Origin of the sequence: Mesorhizobium sp. M7A.F.Ca.MR.148.00.0.0 (genome assembly GCF_003997735.1) — a bacterium.
In the GTDB taxonomy this organism is placed as follows: domain Bacteria; phylum Pseudomonadota; class Alphaproteobacteria; order Rhizobiales; family Rhizobiaceae; genus Mesorhizobium.
The window spans coordinates 64,710-83,454 of record NZ_RZTB01000022.1 but is presented as its reverse complement, the minus strand read 5'-3'; the positions used below and the strand labels follow the sequence as shown (position 1 = coordinate 83,454).

At 63.1% G+C, this 18,745-nt stretch carries 17 protein-coding genes and 1 tRNA gene; 7 read left to right on the top strand and 11 right to left on the bottom strand.

The features are described 5' to 3' along the window. Positions 1-56: 56 nt before the first annotated feature. On the top strand, positions 57-293 hold the full coding sequence (locus tag EOB49_RS11565; protein WP_127266711.1) for a hypothetical protein: 237 nt from the start codon (positions 57-59) through the stop codon (positions 291-293). 2 nt (positions 294-295) lie between these two features. Here EOB49_RS11565 and EOB49_RS11560 read toward each other — a convergent pair. The 6 genes from EOB49_RS11560 to EOB49_RS11535 form a co-directional block, all read right to left on the bottom strand. After that, positions 296-369, bottom strand: a tRNA-Gly gene (locus EOB49_RS11560). A 77-nt stretch (positions 370-446) separates the two neighbouring features. Further along, positions 447-2,360, bottom strand: coding sequence for an acyltransferase family protein (locus EOB49_RS11555; protein WP_127381047.1), 1,914 nt, complete (start codon positions 2,358-2,360; stop codon positions 447-449). Positions 2,361-2,556: 196 nt separating this feature from the next. Continuing rightward, positions 2,557-4,038 (bottom strand): hypothetical protein, encoded by a 1,482-nt coding sequence (locus EOB49_RS11550; RefSeq protein ID WP_127381046.1) that lies wholly within the window; start codon positions 4,036-4,038, stop codon positions 2,557-2,559. 38 nt (positions 4,039-4,076) lie between these two features. Continuing rightward, positions 4,077-4,544 carry a GtrA family protein gene (locus EOB49_RS11545; RefSeq protein ID WP_245472646.1) on the bottom strand — a complete coding sequence of 156 codons (468 nt, stop codon included), beginning with the start codon at positions 4,542-4,544 and terminating at the stop codon, positions 4,077-4,079. Next, a complete protein-coding gene (locus EOB49_RS11540) occupies positions 4,522-5,223 on the bottom strand; it encodes a class I SAM-dependent methyltransferase (RefSeq protein ID WP_127381045.1) in 702 nt (233 codons plus the stop codon). Before EOB49_RS11540 ends, EOB49_RS11545 begins: the two co-directional genes overlap by 23 nt. Next, the gene (locus tag EOB49_RS11535; RefSeq protein WP_185929007.1) at positions 5,216-6,205 is read right to left on the bottom strand and encodes a glycosyltransferase family 2 protein; all 990 of its coding nucleotides are present in this window, start codon (positions 6,203-6,205) and stop codon (positions 5,216-5,218) included. The genes EOB49_RS11540 and EOB49_RS11535 overlap by 8 nt, the downstream gene beginning before the upstream one ends. Before the next feature lie 273 nt (positions 6,206-6,478). Here EOB49_RS11535 and EOB49_RS11530 point away from each other — a divergent pair, with 273 nt between their 5' ends. Beyond that, positions 6,479-6,742, top strand: coding sequence for a DUF6460 domain-containing protein (locus EOB49_RS11530; protein ID WP_013533620.1), 264 nt, complete (start codon positions 6,479-6,481; stop codon positions 6,740-6,742). A 66-nt stretch (positions 6,743-6,808) separates the two neighbouring features. Here the strand turns inward: EOB49_RS11530 and EOB49_RS11525 are convergent, their stop codons facing one another. Next, positions 6,809-7,714 (bottom strand): histone deacetylase, encoded by a 906-nt coding sequence (locus tag EOB49_RS11525; RefSeq protein WP_127381043.1) that lies wholly within the window; start codon positions 7,712-7,714, stop codon positions 6,809-6,811. 246 nt (positions 7,715-7,960) lie between these two features. Here EOB49_RS11525 and EOB49_RS11520 point away from each other — a divergent pair, with 246 nt between their 5' ends. Continuing rightward, positions 7,961-9,220: an MATE family efflux transporter gene (locus tag EOB49_RS11520; protein WP_245472652.1), complete on the top strand. Its 1,260-nt coding sequence runs from the start codon at positions 7,961-7,963 to the stop codon at positions 9,218-9,220. Positions 9,221-9,517: 297 nt separating this feature from the next. Then, positions 9,518-9,691 (top strand): hypothetical protein, encoded by a 174-nt coding sequence (locus tag EOB49_RS36430; protein WP_164748943.1) that lies wholly within the window; start codon positions 9,518-9,520, stop codon positions 9,689-9,691. Between the two features lie 8 nt (positions 9,692-9,699). Here EOB49_RS36430 and EOB49_RS11515 read toward each other — a convergent pair whose 3' ends face one another. Both EOB49_RS11515 and EOB49_RS11510 read right to left on the bottom strand, forming a co-directional pair. Beyond that, positions 9,700-10,776 carry a quinone-dependent dihydroorotate dehydrogenase gene (locus EOB49_RS11515; protein ID WP_127381041.1) on the bottom strand — a complete coding sequence of 359 codons (1,077 nt, stop codon included), beginning with the start codon at positions 10,774-10,776 and terminating at the stop codon, positions 9,700-9,702. Next, the gene (locus tag EOB49_RS11510) at positions 10,773-11,123 is read right to left on the bottom strand and encodes a DUF952 domain-containing protein (protein ID WP_164781650.1); all 351 of its coding nucleotides are present in this window, start codon (positions 11,121-11,123) and stop codon (positions 10,773-10,775) included. Before EOB49_RS11510 ends, EOB49_RS11515 begins: the two co-directional genes overlap by 4 nt. A 187-nt stretch (positions 11,124-11,310) precedes the next feature. Between EOB49_RS11510 and EOB49_RS11505 the strand changes: the two genes are divergently transcribed. Both EOB49_RS11505 and EOB49_RS11500 read left to right on the top strand, forming a co-directional pair. Further along, a complete protein-coding gene (locus EOB49_RS11505; RefSeq protein ID WP_127330874.1) occupies positions 11,311-11,727 on the top strand; it encodes a hypothetical protein in 417 nt (138 codons plus the stop codon). 120 nt (positions 11,728-11,847) lie between these two features. Next, complete coding sequence (locus EOB49_RS11500) at positions 11,848-12,507, top strand: response regulator transcription factor (RefSeq protein WP_023813893.1); 660 nt, start codon at positions 11,848-11,850, stop codon at positions 12,505-12,507. Positions 12,508-12,539: 32 nt separating this feature from the next. On the opposite strand, the gene EOB49_RS11495 is transcribed toward EOB49_RS11500, so the two are convergent. Next, the gene (locus EOB49_RS11495) at positions 12,540-14,051 is read right to left on the bottom strand and encodes an MFS transporter (RefSeq protein WP_127381039.1); all 1,512 of its coding nucleotides are present in this window, start codon (positions 14,049-14,051) and stop codon (positions 12,540-12,542) included. A gap of 146 nt (positions 14,052-14,197) precedes the next feature. Here EOB49_RS11495 and EOB49_RS11490 point away from each other — a divergent pair, with 146 nt between their 5' ends. After that, positions 14,198-15,106, top strand: a complete 909-nt coding sequence (locus EOB49_RS11490) for a LysR substrate-binding domain-containing protein (protein ID WP_164781648.1) — start codon at positions 14,198-14,200, stop codon at positions 15,104-15,106. 29 nt (positions 15,107-15,135) lie between these two features. Here EOB49_RS11490 and EOB49_RS11485 read toward each other — a convergent pair whose 3' ends face one another. Next, complete coding sequence (locus EOB49_RS11485; RefSeq protein ID WP_127381038.1) at positions 15,136-18,645, bottom strand: PAS domain-containing hybrid sensor histidine kinase/response regulator; 3,510 nt, start codon at positions 18,643-18,645, stop codon at positions 15,136-15,138. Positions 18,646-18,745 lie beyond the last annotated feature (100 nt).

Here is an 18,745-nt window from a genome sequence, read left to right as displayed (position 1 = left end):
TTTCCCGCCGATGCGTTCATGATCTTGCAAGGGACGATTTCTTCTGGAGGCTGAACATGCGCAGCTTCGAAATCATCGATCTGCTTTGCGTGATCGAGGCCTGCAAGCACGATCGATCGGTCGGGAATTTCGTTTCCATGGCTGAAGGCGTCGAAGAATTGCGGGTGTTGACCGGCGATTTCGTTTCATCGGATGACGTGGCAGCAAACGCCCTCGCAACGGTGGCGCTTGCGCGAGGCTGCTCGGTTGTGTTCGACGAACAGGCAGGCGCTGAAATGGTTCTGACGCCTTAGACTGGAGCGGGTAGAGGGAATCGAACCCTCGCGTTCAGCTTGGGAAGCTGACAAGCTACCATTACATCATACCCGCGTGCGCCCTCGTTACCATGAGGGTTAGCCTTCGGGCAATCGCAAAGCGGTCTGTTCGCACGACGGTCGTGCTGCGGATCACGGCGCGCCCGCGGCCGTGAATTGCCGTTTTGCCTCCGCGACCTCATTGCTGGTGGCGAAGCTTGGCCAGTATTTCGAGATGGCCAGCGTCGCGCCGGCGGAAGAGAAGTGGCCATAGTCGAAGTAGAGAAATTCATTGGTCGTGGCATCGGCGTATGAACAACCGGCCGAGTCGCACAGATACGTCAGCGGATCTATGAAATCGGCCCCTTTGGTGAACGGCAAAACCCGTGCGTTGATGTCCGGATCCATAGCCATCGGCCAGGATGTGGTTCCGGCATGCTCCCGTCTCACCAAGAAAGCGATCTTCTGGACGTCGGCGATGAATTCCGGAGACTGGCCGACGGTATAGACCTTGACCCCCATCCCGCGAAGCCGATCGATCGTCTTCTGCAGGCCGTCGAAGCCCCTGGCCTGGTAGTCGGTCCATCGGCCGCTCAGGATCACCGCCTGGATGTTGGCGTCGCGAATGATCGACAAGGCCCGTTCGTTGAAGCGGGTGCAGGCGGGCCGAGCATAGGAAAAATAGGTCAGGTCGGGAGGACAGCCGGCATAGGTGTATTGAATGACATTGGCCTGGATTTTCTGGGCGTTGGGCTCAAGTCCCGGAACATAGTGGGCAGCGAAAGAATCGCCCCACAGCAGCACATTGGTGGCAAAGCCCGTTGTCCGGGTGCAGTCGGCAAGGTTCCAGTCTTCGATGCGGGTCCCGTTTTCGTTGAAACAGATGCCGTTGCGCCAGTCGCCGACCCGGATACGTTCTGTCGAGAAATCCGGAAACCGTTGCGGGAAACCGTTGCCCAGTGCGCCGGCCAAACCACCGGCGCACAGCAGCACGATTGCCGTCGCCGAAAAGGCGAAGATGGGCAGCGGGGCGGTATAGGCTCGTTTGTGGCGGAAGGGTTGCTCGACGTATTTCCAGGAGAATGCCGCCAAGGCGAAACTGGCAACCGTCATCGCGATAATCGTTGGCACACCGACATTCTTCAGGGAGAGATAATGGACGAAGGAGTTGATTGGCCAGTGGACGAGGTAAAGCGAATAGGAAATGAGGCCGACCCAGACCAGCGGCGCCAACCGAAGCACGCGAGTGGCGACAGGTGCCGGCCTGTCGGCGCTATCCTGGCCAGCATATATCAGCAGAGCTGTTCCGATGCAGGGGAATAGGGCATTGTAGCCGGGAAACGGATCGCTGTCCGAAATCATCACAAAGCCAAATGCAATGAGGGCAAAGCCGGCGAGGCCGATCAGGTCCGCCGCCAGCCGACTGGCCAGGACCGGAGGCTTCCGCAACATCAGCATGGCGCCCAGCGCCAGCTCCCATATGCGCGTCGGCAAGAGATAGAACCCTGCCGTCGGTGCCAGCGAGGTTGCTATGACTGCCAGGGCAAAGCTGCCGATGGCCATCGGCAGAAGTACCGTCAGCCAGCGCTTCGAGACGTATCGGTAGATCAGATAAAGGAGGATCGGCGCGAAGATATAATACTGCTCTTCCACCGAAAGCGACCATGTGTGCAGGAGCGGCCGCAGTTCGGCGTCGATGGAGAAATAGTTCGTCGTTTTCCAGAAATAGATGTTCGACCAGAAGGTCGAGGCGGCGATCACGCTGAGGCTGAATTCGTGGAGATCCGAAGGCAGAAGGATGAACCAGGCGGCAATGCTCGCGAGCAGGATGACGAAGGTCAGCGCCGGCAGGATGCGCCGTGCGCGGCGCCAGTAGAAGCGGCCGATCGAGAATTGGCCCCGCTCAAGATCATCGAGCAGGCTGCCGCTGATCAGATAGCCCGATATGACGAAGAAGATGTCGACACCGGTGAAGCCGCCGGGAATGGCAGACACGCCGAAATGGAAGAGCACGACAGGCAGCACCGCAACGGCCCGCAGGCCGTCGATGTCGCGCCGGTAGTTCATCCGGCCGGCCCGCGCGCGACCACCAGGATCCGTGCGGCCGCACCCGACACGCTCATGCGGCGATGTCGTCGATCGTGCTGAAAATCCCGGCTCGTCGATCTCACAGGCTTACCCTCAGGCAGCAATTTTGCTGCGCTGCAACATGGGTGTCAAGGCATATATTGCTGTCGCGAAATTCGCCAGGAACGCACCGGGATCAGGCGCCGGGCAGATAGATTACCGCGTAGTCGTCCGAATAGGCCCGTTTCCAGCCCAACTGGTCGAAGAAGGGAATGCGGCTGTCGTCGGCCGATAGCAGCGCCCAATCTATTGCGTATTTCTTCAGGCGGGCTTCAAGGAGCGGCTTGCCGTCGCCGCGTCCGGTGTCGTTATCGCTCTTTGTGAAACCGCCGAGGAACAGCTGGTCCGTCCGTCCGTCGATATAGGTCTTGAACCCGTGGAAAATCAGCGTGCCGCCGAAATTGTAGGAATTCAGCACGTTGCCGGATAGGTGATGGCTTTGCGCGAATGCCAGCGCCCCGCTGGCCGATGTCTTCGGACTTGGGGCTACCTGATAGACGCTGCCGAGCACAGCGACCCCGCCAATCAGCAGAACGGCTGCCGTGCCGCAAATGGCGTAGAACCGTCTGGCTAAGAATCTCTCCAGCCCGTCGCGCTTTTCGGCCAGCCACGCGGTGGCTGAAAGCGAGGGATATTGCTGTGCGACCTCGGCCGCCATCACCAGCGGAATCAGCAGGAAGAACAGGTACATGAAGCGCACATGGGCGAGATAGACATGCAAGGTGAAGACGACGAACAACGCCTTGGCCCAGCCAATTCGCAATCGGGACACCAGTAGCCCGAAAAGCGCCAGCAGCATCGCCGCTTCCTGGACGGGACTGTCCGGCTGATTGAACGGTTTCCATTCCATGATCAGCGACACCGCCTCATTGCCGTAGGCCACGGCGAGCGTCGCCAGGATGGCCTGGACGCCGTAGGGGTGGATCAGGCTGACCAGCGGGCAAAGCAGACCGAACGTGATCCACTTCGCCAGCAGGGCCGGTTTTGACAGGCCCGTGCGCGCCAGCAGATCGAGAGCGGCGAAAGCCGCGATGACGAAGCTCAAGGTGAAGGTGGCGTGCAGGTTCGCCCATAACACGACCAGCACAAGCAGCCACCAGGGCGGCGCCCGTTCTTCCCTCGCCGCACCGAAGAGGACCGCTGTCCAGATGACGATGATCGGGAAGGTGAAGACATGCGGACGCGCCGTGAAGATCGGGTTGATCAGGAACACCGCCGCGAACGCCAGCGTAATCGCCAGGATCGGTTTCAGCCATGCGCTGAGAAACCACCCCATGAGGAAAACCGTCAGGGAGATCGAGGCGATGATCGCGGTGACGACCCCGTTCCAGCCGCCCGCCCGGTAGGCAAGAGCCAGCAGAACCTGCCCCAGCCATTCCTTGGCAATCCAGGGCTGGCCGGCAAACGTGTAGGAATAGGGATCGGTGGTCGGAAATGTCCGGTTAGTCAGGAAATCGAGACCGACTTTCACTTGCCACCAGCTGTCGGGATCCTGCAGGGTGGCGCCTGCCTGGGCAGCCAACGCACCCGCCATCGCCAAGGCCGCGAGCAGGCAGAAGATCAGCCTGTTCCGCTCGTTGTATGTCGCGGCCGCCACACTGGCCTGAGCGTCGTTCATGATGCGCCGCCTCTGATCGGTTCCGGTGACAGTTGGGTTCAAGGTGTTGGACTGGCGGGCTGCCGCCGAGGCTTGTCGGCCACCCGAACTGTGCGGTCGGTGCTGTCGTCCCCACGTCCCACAAACACGAAGCGGGCCGAGCCAAGGTAGAAAACCACCGAATAGACGCAGATTCCCGCGAGGTGGACCAGCGGGTTTTCGACGATGCCTGCCGAACGGGCGGCGATCACGACGGCCAGATTGATGCTGTAGGCGACCAGAAAGACACCCCCGTAGCGCAGCGCGGTTCCGGGCTGGAAGCCATCGGCTCTGCTGAAGGTCCATTGGCGGTTGAGGAAGAAGCCGAGGACAAGGCCGGCGGCATAACCCGTGGCGTTGGCAAGGATGTCGCCCAGACCGAGCGCAAGCCCGGCCAGGATGACCGCGTATCCCAGCGCCGTGTTCAACAGGCCGACGGCGCCAAATCGCAGCATCCTCGGGAAGTCAAACGGCAGGCTTGACCACATGCGCAAAATATTGGGCTCCGACAGGTACCTTGGTGAGGAAGCGCTCGAACGGCCTCAGTCTCGCAAGCATCCGAGGAAAGAAGATCCGGTAGACGATCCTCGTATTGGCAAGGCCCGCCTCGGCCATGCGCCCGCGCATCTCGCGCGAATTTATCAAAACCGCGTTTTCGTCGAAGGCACAGTTTCTCACCGCGTGCGTGGTCAGCGGGTTCCAGGGATTGTGTTCGAAGACGAAGAAGCTGCCGCCATCGGCCAGCACCCTGCCGATCTCGGCGAACAGCCCGATCTGCAGGTTCTCGGGAATATGGTGGAAGACGCAGGCCGCGAAGGCCAGGTCGAAGCTGCCGTCGGCAAAGGGAATTGTCTTGCCGTCGAAATGCGTGAAGGCGGCCTGGCCGGGAAAGCGCTTGCTGGCGATGTCGAGCGATTCCCGCGAAGGATCGAGCAAGGTGATCTCCGCGTCGGGAAACGCGTTGCGCATATGGCCGAGCGAATTGCCGACGCCGGCGCCGAAATCCAGTATTCGTCGCGGTTTGACACCGGCCCGCAGCAGCGTCGCGGCGACGTCGTCGATCTTGTACCTGGCGAAGAAATCCGGGTTTTCGCCGCTCAGCCTTATGCTTGCGGCATGCTGCTCCTGATATTCCCGCGCAAACTGGTCGAACTCCGCCTCAAGCACGTGCGGCCCTCTTTGCCATCTCCTGCAGGCGATGGACCGGCAATTCGCCGTCCTCCACTGCCTGGCTGCGCGAAACGATCTCGTTGACGAAGTAGAGCGGCCGCCGCTTTGTCTCCATGTACATGCGCCCGAGATACTCGCCGAAGATTCCGAGCACCATAAGCTGGACGCTGCCGAGGATCAGCACGATCGCGGCAAGGCTGGTCCAGCCGGGCAACACGTTTCCGACCGACCATTCGAGCAGCGTGTAGCCGAGCACGACCAGCCCCAGAAGCCCGAACATCATTCCGAGCAAAGAGGCGAACCGCAAAGGGACGATGGAGAAGCTGGTCATCGCGTCGACCGCCAGAAGAAGCATTTTCTTCAGCGGATAGTGGGTGGTGCCGGCAAAGCGGCGGTGCCGCTCATAGGGAAAGGCCACCTGTTTCAGCCCGATCCAGCTCACCATGCCGCGAATGAACCTGTAACGCTCTGGCATCGCGTTCAGATGGTCGAGCGCGCGACGGTTCATCAGCCGGAAATCGCCGGTATTCGGGGCTATGTCGACGTCGACCATCCGGCGCAGCAAGCGATAGAACATGGACGCGGAGGCGAGCTTGAACCAGCTTTCGCCATCGCGCGTCAGCCTCTGGCCGTAGACCACATCGAAGCCTTCGTTCATCTTCGTCATCATCGCGCCGAGCAGTTCAGGCGGATCCTGCAGGTCGGCATCGAGAATGAGAATGCGCTGGCCGCGACAGAATTCGAGCCCGGCGCTCAACGCGATCTGGTGGCCGTAATTGCGGGCAAGGTCGATGGCGACGACATGGTCGTCCTTTTCGGCCAGCTGGAGAATGGCCTCGCGCGTGCCGTCGGTCGCGCCATCGATAACAAGGACGATCTCGTAGGAAGGGCCTTGTTCAAGGCATGCGGCCGTTACCCGCCGATGCAGTTCGGCCACGCCATCCAGCTCGTTGTAGCATGGGATGACCACCGACAGCATGACGCCGCGTCGCGCGGTGTTTCTCTCCGTCTCCACCAAAGCCTTGCTCCCGCTATTCGATTGGGAATAGCGGCAATTGGTTAGAAAACAGATAAGCCAGCGGGATCGCTGCGGCAGTAGCCGGCAGTCTGCCATGCGCCTGGGCTCGGCTTGCGGCCACACTATGCTCGGTGTCTCGCTATCCCGCAGAACTCCCGGCTTGAAGCGGACAAGCCAAGTGCGTATGTCTGGCTGACGCCCTCTAGCCTGGGTACCTCAATCTGGAGACGGGCCTTGTCCGCATTGACGCGCTTTCTTGGCGACTCGCCGCTCAAGGTGATCCTGAAACTGCTGGTGGTGTCTTTCCTCGTCGGCCTGGTCATGAACGCCTTCGGCTGGTCGCCGATGGATGTGCTCTACGGCATCCGCAAATTCTTCATGGACCTGTGGAATCTCGGCTTCCACGCCATCGACCGTTTCCTCGGCTATATCCTGCTGGGCGCGGCTATCGTCGTGCCGGCCTTCATCCTGTTGAGGCTCGCCAACTACCGGAAGTAGAGCATGATCCCGAACCGCAGGTCCGCGTCAGCGAACCCTGGCACCCGGTTTTTGGACAAGATCGTGCTATCGGGCGTGGCCCGCGGCGACCTCGAACAGGATGGCGTGGCGCGCCGCGAGTGCGGGCACATCAGTTGAATAGCCACCGCCGATGACGCCGCACACCGGAACGCCCCGCGTGCGAAAGTGGCTGATCACCATGTCGTCGCGGGCGCGCAGGCCGTCATCCGATAGCGACAGCCTGCCAAGCCGGTCCTCGGCATGGACGTCGACGCCGGCATTGTAGAACACGATGTCCCAATGGGCTTGGGCGGAGAGCTCCGGCAGGATGGCGGCGAGCCTCTTCATGTAAGCGGCGTCACCCGTGCCGTCGGGCAGCGCCACATCGAGGTCGGAGGCGATCTTGCGCACGGGGTAGTTGCGGTCGCCATGCATGGAAAAGGTGAAGACGCGTGGATCATCGGCAAGAATATCCGCCGTGCCGTCGCCCTGGTGCACGTCGAGATCGCCGACCAGGATGTTGCGTGCCGCGCCTTCGGCGAGCAGGACCAGCGCGGCGACGGCGACATCGTTGAAGGTGCAGAAGCCCGCGCCTTGCGCGCGCCGTGCATGGTGACTGCCGCCGGCGGTGTTGCAGGCGATGCCGTGGCGCAAGGCCAGTCGCGCCGCCAGCACGGTGCCGCCGGTGGCAAGCTGCGCGCGCAGCGAGACGCGGGGTCCGATCGGAAAACCGATCTCGCGCTCGATCTTCTCGGGCACGCGGCAGTTGACGACCTGGTCGACATAGTCCGTCGCATGGGCAAGCTCCAGCCATGATGCCGGTGCCGGTTCGGCGGTGCTGAGCGCGTCGGGGCCGGCGAAGCCGCGTGTACGCAGCGCCTCCATCAGCAAGGGATATTTGCTCATCGGAAAGCGGTGGTTGACGGCGAAGCCGGCGTCGTAGTCGGGATGATGGACGATCTGCAGAGGCATGAAATCGTATCCGGCTGGCTCACGCCAGACCGGGATTTCGGTTGGCCGTCAAGGGATAGGTGATTGCGCGGTGGCCGGAAAATGGGGCACATCGACGGTTCTATCAAGCCGCAATCAGCAAGGCAGCAATCCTTGGACAAAGGTGCAACACCAGCCGACGCCGGATCCCCTTTCCACGCGGGATCCCCGATTCACGCCGGATCATTTGTCGTCACCAATCGTTCCGTGCTCGCCATCGCCGTGCCGATGACGCTTGCCTATTTGACGACGCCGATGCTCGGCTTGGTCGACACGGCTGTCATCGGCCAGTTCGGCGATGCCGCCTTGCTTGGCGGCCTGGCGGCCGGCGCATTGATATTCGACGTCGTCTTCACCTCTTTCAATTTCCTGCGCTCGGGCACCACCGGCCTTGTCGCACAGGCGTTTGGGCGTGGCGATGCCCTGGAGGAGCAGGCGGTGTTCTGGCGCGCCGTGCTGATCGCGGTTATCGCCGGCATCGTGCTCGCTGCCCTTGCGCCGCTGGTCGCCATCGCCGGGCAAAAGTTCATGGGTGCCGAACCGCGCGTCAGCGAGGCGATGGGCGTCTACATCAGGATCAGGCTGCTCGCGGCGCCGTTCTCGCTGATCAACTACGCCATCCTCGGCTATGTGCTGGGGCGCGGCGAGGGCGGGCTTGGGCTGATGCTGCAATTGGTGCTGAACGGCATCAACATCGCGCTCTGCTTCCTGCTTGGGTTGGAACTTGGCTGGGGTGTCGCCGGCGTTGCCTGGGCGACCGTCACCGGTGAGTTCCTGGCCATGCTGCTCGGCCTGGCGATCGTGATCCGCCGGTTCCGGGCCGCCCCATCCTTGCCGCGCCACCGCCTGCTCGACATGGCCGCCTTCCTGCGCATGATGTCGCTCAACCGCGACATCATGATCCGCTCGTTCTCGCTGCTCGCCGCCTTCGCATTGTTCACCCGCCAGGGCGCGCAGTTCGGCACGGTGACGCTGGCCGCCAACGCCGTACTGATGAACTTCTTCCTCGTCGCCGGCTATTTCCTCGACGGCTTTGCCACCGCCGCCGAACAGCTGGCGGGCCGTGCCGTCGGTGCGCGTGCCGCCGCACCGTTCCGCCAGGCCGTGCGGCTGACGCTGCTCTGGGGTTTCGGACTGGCGGGAGCCGCGACGCTGGTAATGCTGTCTGGTGGCGCCAATCTGGTCGCTCTTGTGACGACATCGGAGGAAGTCCGTTCGGTTGCCGACATCTATCTGCCGTGGGCGGCATTCACCGCGCTGAGCGGTGTGCTGGCGTTCCAGATGGATGGCGTCTTCATCGGCGCGACCTGGTCCCGCGACATGCGCAACATGATGCTGCTGTCGTTCCTGGTTTTCGCGGCCGCGCTGCTGACCCTTGCGCCCGCCTTCGGCAACAATGGACTGTGGGCGGCGCTGCACGTCTTCCTGCTGGTGCGAGGCTTCAGCCTGCTGACGATCCTGCGGCTCAGGGTGCGGACGGCGTTTTAGACGGTGCCCCGGAAGGCCCCGCGCCGTCCAGGCACCGAGCGGCACCTGTTCGCGATAGGAATTTTTTCTTGACTCGGTGACCTCAGCTATGGTACATTTTTGGCCATGGTGCTGATTTGCGCCAGTGACCCGCCGCACAGGCGGGTTTTCGTTTGATGCTCCGTCAGCCAATGCGCCGGCGAGGCTCCGAAGCAACCCGTTAAACCGAGTTCGTCGCCCTGCTGTGCGGTCGGATGCACTTGCACTTCCAGTCGATTTCCAACAGACTTGATGCACCAATTGTTCCAGGGCGAGCTTATGCGAAGCTACCTGCCATATGTCTTGGGCGCGGCGCTGGGATTGCTCGCTGCGTTCATTCTCTCCGCGGTTTCTGGCATCGGCGGCACCGCGCAGTTGCTTCTCTTCGGCGTGTTGCCTGCCATCGGCGGCGCCATTTGCGAGCGGGCCGTCAGTCGCAATCTACGCTCCTGAGAGCAGGTTCAGAGTTGCCTGGACGCCCAGAAGTCGAGGCGGCTGCCGCGCAATTCGCAAATCGACTTCAGCCCTTCCTTTTCGACGAAACGGACCATTCCGGAAAGAATACGGCCTGGCAGTGAAGGCCCGGCATAGATCATACCGGTGTAGAGCTGGACCAGATCAGCGCCCGCACGGATCTTGTCCAGCGCCGTATCGGCGGAATCGACGCCGCCGACGCCGATGATGGCGCGGTCCGGTCCGAGCAGTTTGCGCATCTTCGCCAGCACGATGGTCGAACGCTCGAACAGCGGCTTGCCGGAGAGTCCCCCGGTCTCGCGCGCGGTGTCGCTACTGCGCAACGGCGGTCGGGAGATGGTGGTGTTGGAGACGATGACGCCGTCCACCTGCTTTTCGGTGACCTCGGCGGCGATGTCCTCCAGCTCTGCCTCGACCAGATCCGGCGCGATCTTCAGGAACACCGGCGGCTGCGCCGTTGCCGCGGCGCGCGCGGCCATGACCCGCGACAAGAGCTCGCCAAGCTGCTCGCGCGCCTGCATGTTGCGCAGGCCCGGCGTGTTGGGCGAGGAGATGTTGACGGTGAGATAGCTGGCGTATTGCGCAAACCGGGCGACACCGCGCTCATAGTCGCCGATGCGGTCGCTGCTGTCCTTGTTGGCTCCGATGTTGACACCGACGATGCCGGAGCGGCCCTTACGTGCGGCAAGGCGTTTTTCGGCCGCTGCATGGCCTTCATTGTTGAAGCCCAATCGGTTGATCACCGCATCGTCGGCCGTCAGCCGGAAGATACGCGGCTTCGGATTGCCGGCCTGCGCTAGCGGCGTGATCGTGCCGACCTCGGCGAAGCCGAAGCCCAGGCCAAGCAGCGCGTCGGGCACCTCGGCGTTCTTGTCGTAGCCCGCAGCCATGCCGAGCGGATTAGGGAAATCGAGGCCGCAGACGCTGACCTTCAGCCTGTCGTCGCGGACCGCCGGCGCACCAACCGGAACGCCGCATCGCAAGGCGGCGATTGACAGGCCATGCGCCGTTTCCGGATCGAAGGCGAACAGCAGCTTCTGGCCGAGCCGGTCGAGCACGCTCATTGCCCCTCCAGTGCCGGGAACTGGTGCACACCGTCGGCGCCAAGCGGCAGTGGCCGGACCCACAGCACTGCCTTGAGGTCCAGCGGGCCATGCAGATGCGGAAACAGCGCGCCGCCGCGCGAGACCTCGTATCTCAGCGCAGAGCCCAGGCTGGCGCCGTCGATGGCGACCAGCAGAAGGTCCGTCCGGCCGGCAAAGTGCTTTGCCGCCGTTTCCCTGACCTGTGCTGCCGTTGAGAAATGGATGAAGCCATCGGCGACATCGATCGGCGCGCCGGTGAAGCGGCCATGCGTTTCGGCCTCGCGCCAAGGCGCTTGCGGGGTTATCTTGTAGATAATCTGAGACATGGTTGCGCTATAGAGCAGTTCCAGGAAAAGTGTGAAACGGTTTTCCCGGGAAAAGCGCATAGCGCTTTCCCTTGGGAATTGCGTCAAAAAGATTCCGAACCAGCCATTCGGGAAAGGCCACGCCAAGGGTCTTCCCCATTTCCGGCGCAAACATGCGATATCTGAGGCCTTGGCCATGGAGGACAACATGCGTCTGCAGCACATCTTGATCCCCGCCGCGCTCGTTTCGCTGGTCGCGGCTTCAGCTTATTCGGAAGAGACCGACCGCTACCGCCTGGAAAAGTCCAATAACGGCTTTGTCCGTATCGATACGCAGACCGGCGCCATGTCGATTTGCGAGGAGCGCTCCGGCCAACTCGTCTGCAAGATGGCGGCCGACGAACGCGCTGCTTTCCAGGACGAGGTCGACCGTCTCCAGACCTCGATGAAGGCGATGGACGAGCGCGTCACCAAGCTCGAGAATTCGCTCTCCGCCCGCCTCGAATCGAAACTGCCGAGCGAGGAGGATTTCAACAAGACCATGAGCTACATGGAGCGCTTCCTGCGCGGCTTCATGGGCATCGTCAAGGATATGGACAAGGACGACGGCGCTCAGAAGACCTGAGCGCTTCAACCAGGGGAGGCGGCGCGCTGGCTTTGCCGCTTGAAAACAGCGCGCAGCCCCTCATAATCGTCCAATTGAACCCGAAAAGCCAAAAATCATCGGGGATTTGGGGAGGGACATTTGCCGGCAGGCTATTCTTTCGTCATCGCCGACGATCACCCGCTGTTTCGCGGTGCGCTGCGCGAAGCGCTCGCCGGCATCGGCAACGTCGCCGCCATCCATGAAGCCGGCGATTTCGAGAGCGCCAAGGCGCTGGTCGTGGCCAACGAGGACGTCGATCTGGTGCTGCTCGACCTGTCGATGCCGGGCGCCAGCGGCCTGTCCGGCCTGGTCTCGCTGCGTGGCATCCATCCGGCGGTGCCGCTGGTCGTGGTGTCGGCGCATGACGATCCGGCGACCATCAGGCGGGCGCTCGATCTCGGCGCTTCCGGCTTTATCTCCAAATCGGCCAGCATGGAGGAGATCCGCAGCGCGGTGCAATCGGTGCTTGCCGGCGACATCGCAGCACCAGCCGGCGTCGATCTCGGCATCGAGCGCGATCCCGAAATATCGGACCTTATCAAGCGGCTGCAGGCTCTGACGCCGCAGCAGACACGGGTGCTGGGCATGCTGGCCGAGGGCCTGCTCAACAAACAGATCGCCTATGAACTCGGCGTATCGGAGGCTACCATCAAGGCGCATGTCTCCGCCATTCTGCAGAAGCTCGGCGTCGACAGCCGCACGCAGGCGGTGATCCTGCTGTCCAAGATCGGCAGCGACCCGCTGCAGCCGGCGGGTTGATCGCCAGGGCGCTTGTTCAATCAGAATAGTGTTCAATCAGAGCACTGAACCTCCGTCCGCCGCACCGGCCGGCCGTTGAAGCTCGCGAAACTGATGGCGGCCATAATCCAGACGCCGATCCCGCCATAGAGCATGACCCAGCCAAAGCCGTTGCGCAGCGCATCCTGGGCGACGGTTCCGGCGAGCCCTGAGATGGGATTTCCAGCAGCGATCGCTTCGGCGAGAAGACGCAATTGGGCAGCGTCGAGGTCGGGCAGCGCTTGCCCCAGATGCGCCAGCACACCGCTGGCCAGGATGAAGCCCATCACCGCGATGTTCAACGCCAATGAAACCATGCGCGCGCTCATGTCGATGCCGGAGGCCATGCCGGCGCGATCGCTCGAAACGGAACCCGTCGTCGTGTTGGTGACAGGTGTGTTGGTTATTCCCAGACCTATCCCCGCGATCAGGCAGCCGGGCAGCATCGTCAGCCAGTCCGGTTGCGCGGCGGCGCTGCCGAGCTTCATCAGGATGAACCCGATGCAGATGATGAGGAGGCCCGCCGGAATGATGATGCCGGGCCGATAACGCAGCGAAAAGCGCTCTGCCAACGGCGGCAGCACAAGCGTCGGCAGCGTGTAGGCAAGCAGGGCAAGGCCGGTGGAGACAGTGTCATAGCCGAGCCCGGCGTGGAACCAGATCGGCAGGTAGATCATGAAAGGCCAATAGCTGAGGTTCATCGCGGCCGAGCCGACGATGGCGCCCGAAAAGGGCCGGATCCGGAAGACCGAGAAATCGAACATCGGCCGCTGGCTGACCTTCTCGGCAATGAGGAAGGCGATGAAGCTCACTATCGAGATACCGAGGATCGCCAGCGCGGCAGGGCTGGAGAAACCCAGATCCGGCCCCTGGATGATGTAGAAAACGAGGCAGAAAACCGACGGCGACAGCGTCAGGATGCCTGCTACGTCGAGCTTGCCCGCCTGTGGATCCTTCGATTCGTGGACGCCCATCAGAGCGAGGGCGAACGCCAGCGCCGCAACCGGCACGTGGACAAGAAACACCCATTGCCAGTTCGAGACCGCGACGATGCCGCCGCCGATGACGGGGCCGAAGCCGAGGCCGGTGCCGAAGATGACGCCCCACCAGCCCCATGCGACGGCGCGTTCGCGCCCTTCCCGGAATTCATGCGACAGCACGGCAAGCTGGCAGATCAGCATCGCACCGCCGCTCAGGCCCTGCAGAAACCGGGCGACGATGAGCGTGGAGACGCTTTCAGCGAGACCGCAGATCAGGGATGTCAGGCCGAAGGCGGCGATGGCGACCAGAAAGACACGCTTGCGCCCGTAACGATCGGCGATCGTGCCGACCGCCATCAGCACCGTCGTGACCGCGATCGTATAGGCGTTCATCACCCATTGCAGTTGCTTGAAGTCGGCGTGCAGCACCTGCTCCAGTGTCGGCAGGATCGCGGGAACGCTTGAAATCTCCAGGCCGAACATCAGGCACGCCAGGCAGGCGGCAAACAGAACGACGATGCCTCGGCGGGTCACTACAGTGGGCATGGTTCAACCTTTCGAACGTATTTGTCGGCAATCGGCGAATCCATTGCAGCTCGCCCGGCGCGCGTATGGCCCAGGGTAGGCGAGGCTTGATCATCTTAGAATTGCATGGTTGGCTATTTCAGAGACAACAAGTGCGGATAGCTGACATGACGCTGGACGTAGACGCTGTGAAAACATTCGTCGCCATCGCCGATCTTCAGAGCTTCACGCGTGCGGCCGAGGCTCTTGGCAGCACGCAAGGGGCGATCAGCGTGAAGCTGAAGCGGCTGGAAGATCGCGTCGGCCAGAAATTGATCGAGCGCACGCCTCGGCTGGTGCGCTTGTCGGCGCAGGGCGCGGTGTTTCTCCAGCCCGCACGCGACTTCCTCGCCGCACACGATCGCGCCATTGCCAGCCTGTCTTCGGTGCGCCGCCGCTTCACACTGGGCATCGCCACCCATGTCGGAGGCGCGGAAGTCCCGACATTGCTGGCGCGGCTCAATGCGCATGACCCGGCGCTCACCATCGAAGTGCGGCTCGATGATTCGCGCGACCTGCTGGACGCTTTCGATCGCGGTGAGATCGACGCGGCGATTATCCGTCGGGAGGACGACCGGCGCGATGGTGAAGTGCTGGCGCCCGAACATTTCGGCTGGTACGCCGCGCCCGGCTTCGTCCACCGGGCCGACGAGCCGCTGCGCCTGGCGGCATCCTCGCCATCCTGCGGTATTCGTAACATCACCACCCGCGCGCTGGACGCTGTCGGAATACCGTGGACGGAGGTGTTCCTCGGCTGCGGCTCCTTCGCCGTTGCCGAAGCCGTCTCGGCCGGCCTCGCAGCCTCGGTATTTTCCTGCCGGCTTGCCCCGTCCGGCACCATCGAGGTCAGCCGGAAATTCGGGCTGCCGGCGCTGCCGCCTTCCGAGATCGTGCTGCTTTCGACGCTGACGGACGCCAAGTCCCGCGAGGCGCTGAGGACGCTTGCAATGGCCTTTCGCGAGCATCGTCCGCCTGTGGCGGGCAATGCCGGACGGCCCCGGTTCCGCAGTTCCCAGATGGTCGACGGCCTGGCCTAGAGCAATTCTTGGACCGGGCGCCCTTGATGCTATTCGGCCGCCGGTGCCAGTGGCCTGACCCTGGCCATCATCGAGCGCAATACCGCTGGTTTGAGCGGTTTGTTGATCACCGCAATCTCGAGCCCGCCGGCGGCCGTGCGCACCTCATTGGAGCGGTCTGCGGTGACCAGCACGGCCGGCAGGGTGTCGCCATGGAGCGCGCGCAGCCTGACGATGATATCGAGACCGGTTTCGCCGTCGAGATGGTAGTCGGCAAGGACGATGTCCGGGCGGTGTGTCACCACGCTTTCCAGATCCTTTGAACCGGACACGGTGTCGACGTTGCAACCCCAGCCTTCGAGCAGGAGCCGCATGCCCTCTAGGATGCGGGCGTCGTTGTCGATGCACAGCACGTGCAGCCCGGCCAGCGAAGCCGTCGCGCGGGCAGGAGCCCTGGCGTCGATCTCGCGCCGCGGTTCCTGCACGGCCGCGACGGGCAGGATGACGGAGAAGCGCGTGCCCTTGCCAGGGTTGGAAAAGATCCGGATCTCCAGCCGCAGCACCCGGGCGATGCGGTCGACGATGGAGAGGCCGAGACCGAGGCCCTCGGCCTCGCGCGCGCCCTCGTCGAGCCGGGTGAATTCGCGAAAGACGGTGTTCAGCTTGTCGCCGGCGATGCCGATGCCGGTGTCGATCACCTGGATCTCGGCCAGTTCGCCGCGCCGTCTGACGCCAACCAGCACGCGGCCGTGGCGCGTGTATTTGATGGCGTTGGAGACGAGATTCTGGATCAGGCGGCGCAGCAGATTGCGGTCCGTCGTCACTGTCAGCGATGACGGCATGATGGTCAGCGCGAGCTTCTTCTCGGCGGCCAGCGGCCGGAAGTCGTTGCCGATCTGGCGCAGCAATCCGTCGAGGTTGAAGGCGGTATCGTCCGGCTTCATCGCGCCGGCGTCGAGGCGGGAGATGTCGAGCACGGCGCCGAGAATCGTCTCGACCGATTCCAGCGAGGATTCGATGTTCACGGCGGCCTTGCCGGCAGGCCCTTTGCCGGCCTTCTCGATCAGCGAGGAGCAATAGAGCCGGGCGGCGTTGAGCGGCTGCAGGATGTCGTGGCCGGCGGCGGCGAGGAAGCGCGTCTTGCCGAGATTGGCCTCCTCGGCCAGCATCTGCGCCTGCGCCAGCTCCTCATTGACCCGGGTCAACTCCTCGTTGACCCGGGTCAGTTCGATGGTGCGGGTCTTGACGCGCTGCTCCAGCGATTCATTGGCACGCTTCAGCGCCAGATCCTGTTCGACGCGCCCGGAAATGTCGGCATAGGTGGCGACGATGCCGCCGTCCGGCATTGGGTTGGAGCGCAGTTCCAGGATGCGGCCCGAGGTTTTCAGTTCCATCTGCCATGGGCTGACGAAACTGGTCAGGCGGTTGAGCATGGCCACACGCTGATCGGCGGGGATGTCGCCGCGTTCGGCGAGATGGCGCAGGATGCGGTCGAGCGAGACGCCGACCTGGCCCATCTCGTCGGGCAGGTCGAACAGCGCTCGGTACTGGCGGTTCCAGCAGATCAGGCGGAAATCGCGGTCGAAGACGGTGATGCCCTGTTCCATCTGGTCGAGCGCGATCTGCAACAGGTCGCGGTTGTGCTGCAGCGCCTCGGTGGCGTCGTCGAGCAAGCGGAAGGCATCTCGGGATTCGCGGTCGTGGCGCCGAAACAGCAGCGACAGGATCAGCCGCGCCGACGAGGAACCGACGGCGCTGGCGAGCAATTGCTCGGAGAAGCGGATGACGTCCATGCTCGCCTGCTCATTGCCGTGCAGCGAGGTTCCGTTGGTCTTTTCGAACGACTGGAAGGAGCGCTCGGTGCGCTCCACGCCGAGATAGCGCCCGATCGTGTCCTTGAGGTCGTTGACGGTGATGGCGGTGCGGAAGCGGCGCAGGCTTGGCATCGGGCCGGCATCGCGCGGCACGAAGATCGACGCCTGTATACGTTCCAGCGGCACCGATGCGCGCGACAGCGAACCGAGCACGAAGAACACCGCGTTGAGCGACAGGCTCCACAGCACGCCGTGGTTCAGCGGTTCGGCGACGGTGCCGAACAGGGCCTGCGGCCGCAAGGCCTCGAAGCCGAACAGCCCATGCACGATGATGCCGGTATCAGGGGCGGCAAGCGACGGAAACAGCAGCGTATAGCCCCAGACGAGGATGCCGGCGACCATGCCGAGTGCCGCACCCCGGCCGTTGGCGCCGCGCCAGATCAGCCCGCCGATCAGGGCGGGCGCGAACTGGGCGATGGCCGCGAACGACATCAGGCCGATCGACGACAGTCGCGCGCTGTCGGTGCTCTCGCGGTAGTAGAGGAAGGCGATGAACAAGAGGATGAAGATCGCCCCGCGCCGCACATTGAGGATGAGCGTCGACCAGTCCTCGGTCTCGGAGGTCGAGGTCTTGAGCAGGCGGCGCACGAACAATGGAATGACGAGGTCGTTGGAGATCATGATCGACAGCGCCACGCTTTCGACGATCACCATCGCCGTCGCCGCCGACAGGCCGCCGATGAAAGCCGCCATCGCCAGCACATCATGGCCGCTGAACAGGGGCAGCGACAGCACGTAGAGATCGCTGCTGGTTCCGGTGCCGACCAGCGAAAGGCCGGCGAAGGCGATCGGCAGCACGAACAGGTTGATCGCCACGAGGTAGAGCGGGAACACCCATGTCGCGGTGCGCAGTTCGGCCTCGCCGCGGTTCTCGACGATGGTGACGTAGAACTGCCGCGGCAGCATGATGATGGCAAAGCCGCTGAGGCACGTCAGCACCAGCCAGGTGGCGAGCGAGGTGTTGTAGCTCATCGCCTGGCGGACCTGCGCGTTCTCAGCGAGCTTGTCGAACATGTCGCCCGGGCCGCCGAAGATCAGGAAGGTGACCATCAGGCCGATCGCCAGGAAGGCGGCGAGCTTGACCACGGTTTCGACCGCCACCGCCAGCACCAGCCCGTCCTGGTGTTCGGTGGCGTCGGCGTGACGGGTTCCAAACAGCACCGCAAACAGCGCCAGGAGCATGGCGACGACCAACGAGATGTCGCTGACGAAGGGATCGAACGAAGGCGGCGATCCCGTATAGTGCTCGACCATCAGGCTGACCGAACCGGAGATCGCCTTCAACTGCAGCGCGATATAGGGCACCGCGCCGATGGTGGCGATCAGCGTGGCGATCGCCGCGACGGTGAAACTCTTGCCGTAGCGCGCGCCGAGGAAATCCGCGATCGAGGTGATCTTCTCGGTCTTGGCCAGCCGCACGATGCGGTTGAGCAGCGGGAAGCCGAACACGAAGACGAGCACCGGGCCCGTATAGATGCCGAGGAATTCGAGGCCGCGTTCGGAAGAGAGACCGACCGAGCCGAAGAAAGTCCAGGATGTGCAGTAGATAGCGAGGCTGAGTGCGTAGATGAAAGGCCGCCCCCGGCTCGGCTCGGAGATGGCCGAGCGGCGGTCGCCGAGGCTGGCGATGGCAAACAGCAGCGTCACATAGGCGACCGCGATGATGACGATGAACAAGCCCTGCACGCTTGGACTTTCCTCCTCTGCCGTCTTTCTATCCGGCTTGCCCGGACGCAATCACAGCTTGGCGTCCGAGTCCATTGCAGAGCTGCATAGGACGGTTCTC